This is a genomic window from Massilia sp. LMS1-1-1.1 (assembly GCF_040815535.1).
Classification (GTDB): domain Bacteria; phylum Pseudomonadota; class Gammaproteobacteria; order Burkholderiales; family Burkholderiaceae_D; genus Janthinobacterium; species Janthinobacterium aestuarii.
This window is the reverse complement of the sequence record NZ_JBFPNG010000008.1, coordinates 1-1,641: the sequence shown is the minus strand read 5'-3', so window position 1 is coordinate 1,641 and position 1,641 is coordinate 1. Positions and strand designations below refer to the sequence as shown.

Genomic DNA, 1,641 nt, shown 5'->3' with positions numbered 1-1,641 from the left:
TTTCGCCCCAGGCTGTGTGAAAACCCGAGTTTTTGTATCGGGAGCGGCCGCTCCGTGCAAGCCCCCGATTTTCCCCGACGTGCGAGTCGAAGTTAAAAAGGGCTCACGCCCCCAACAACGCCGCTTTCAGCCCCTGATTTCCCATGATGTTCACCATGCGTTTCAAGTTGTAGGCTAGAACATGTAAGCTCATCTCTGTTTTCACGCGTGGTAACGTTCGAGTTAAAAAATGTGTAGCACCCATCCAAGCTTTTAACGTACCGAATGGATGTTCGACTGTTTGCCGCCTGATTCTCGCGACGTCTCCGTGCTCAGCTATCCGCTTGCTCATCCTATCGAGGGCGTCTTCGTGCTCCCAGCGGGCGATACGGCGATTTGCGCCGGTGGTGCACTGAGATTTCATCAGGCACTTGGGACAAGATGACGACCAGTATTTGTAAAACAGCAGCCCTTTTTCTAGCGTGCTGAATCGTCGGATTGCACGTTCTCCAGCAGGACATTGGAACTCGTCGCTCTCGGGCAGATATCGGAAGTCGCGTTTATCGAATAGCCCCTTTGCACGATTGCCCGAAGTGAGCGGTTTAGGAACTAATGGCACCATCCCCGATTCCTCGCACGCCAAAATTTCGGGACCGCTGTAATAGCCGCGATCAGCGTACACTTCTAGATGCTTCAGACCGATCACCTCATTGGCTTGCTTTGCCATTGACGCCAGCTGGGCGCGATCATTTCCTATGTTGGTGACTTCATGCGCCACGATCAAGTGGTGCTTTGTGTCGACGGCAGATTGCACGTTGTATCCGACGGTGGCGGTTCCGCGTCCGCTGGTCGACATCGAGCGTGCATCAGGATCAGTCAGCGAAATCTGCTGATCTGGCGTCTGCTTCAATTTCTTGTCGAGCTCACCCAGGCTTTCGATCTGCTCTTTCAGACCTGCGATTTTTTCTTTAATACGCATCACGCGAGTTGCGGGGACAAGCGCAGGATCACGGTCGGCGCGATCAAGCTCGTCCATGTAGCGCTTGATGCTTTCCTCGATCTGCTCAATGCGGGCTTCCAGCTTGTTGTTGGTGAAGTTTCGGTCGCGATTATTTACCGCTTTGAACTTGCTGCCATCGATTGCCACGCTGCTATCCGAGAAAACATCAAGCCTGCGACATACCTGCATGAATTGGCGGCACACTTTGCAGATGGCGGGGCCGTTATCTTTGCGAAAGTCAGCGATGGTTTTAAAGTCGGGAGATAGCCTCCCGGTCAACCACATCAGTTCGATATTACGCTGTGCCTCACGCTCCAAGCGGCGGCTCGACTGGATTCGATTGAGGTAACCATAGATGTAAATCCCAAGGAGAACTGCAGGATGGTAGGACGGGCGACCAGTGCGTGCCGGGTCGGCACCGGCAAAGCCAAGGGTCCTGAGATCAAGCGCTTCAATGAATGCCTCTACAATCCGAACGATATTGTCCTCTGCAACGTAGTCATCCAGATGCTCGGGAAAGAGAACACTCTGGCTGCGGTCGGTTCCCTCGACAAAACGCTTCATCCTGCTCTCCTGATTACGTCAAATGAGCTATTAACGCTTCAGAAAAAATCTCGTTTACATTGGGGTGCGTTTTCACACACTCTGGCCCCAAAGCGGAC

1 protein-coding gene is annotated in these 1,641 nt (G+C 53.1%); it reads right to left on the bottom strand.

Features of this window, described 5'->3' with window-relative positions; translation table 11 throughout:
* Nucleotides 1–103 precede the first annotated feature (103 nt).
* Nucleotides 104–1,543: an IS1182 family transposase gene (locus MRBLMS1_RS09915; protein ID WP_485879246.1), complete on the bottom strand. Its 1,440-nt coding sequence runs from the start codon at nucleotides 1,541–1,543 to the stop codon at nucleotides 104–106.
* Between the last annotated feature and the right edge of the window lie 98 nt (nucleotides 1,544–1,641).

Coding starts and splice junctions, on each gene's coding strand:
- MRBLMS1_RS09915 (WP_485879246.1), bottom strand. CDS start 1,543: ATGAAGCGTTTTGTCGAGGGAACCGACCGCAGCCAGAGTGTTCTCTTT.